General features: G+C 34.3%; 1 protein-coding gene. It reads right to left on the bottom strand.

All coding sequences use genetic code 11. The features are described from left to right. Positions 1 to 543 (bottom strand): hypothetical protein (locus tag MPF19_RS19180; RefSeq protein WP_249989870.1); only part of this gene is annotated, 543 nt, incomplete at both ends.

The raw sequence follows: 543 nt of genomic DNA on the forward strand, positions 1-543 counted from the left end.
TAACGATACAAACTAGGTACCGTAGAATTTTGGTCTACAAGTAAATTACCCGTACCAGAAACCATACTAGTGTTCGGGTGTGTTTGTACTAATTGAGATAAAGGGCCTTTTAAACGGATATCACCGTTTAAAGTAATATCATTAGTAACCACTAACAATTGGTCTGTTACTGTTAATGTTTTATTTGCAGCTACTTCTAGTTTTCTAGCGCTTAATCTACTTCCTGTATGCTCAAAATCTTTGTCTATTACTACATGACGCGATCTGTCTGGGAAACCATTTGTCCAAGTACCATTAGAGTTTGTAGTAGTTTTCTTAATTCTATGTACACCTAATAATGTATTGGCGTCTGAATCAGAATCGTTTATTTCGGAAATTAACGGATCTTGTGGATGTCTTTTCATACCTGTAATTCCAGTATCACCAATTGGTTGATAAGGTGTTATTGCGTCATCAATAAACTCTACCCATTCTGTAGCATCATAATTTTTATTGGGTACTAATGTTTCATCAATTCTTACTAAAGAGGTGTTGTTTTTTATA

This window comes from Polaribacter sp. Z014 (assembly GCF_023555435.1).
Lineage (GTDB): Bacteria > Bacteroidota > Bacteroidia > Flavobacteriales > Flavobacteriaceae > Polaribacter.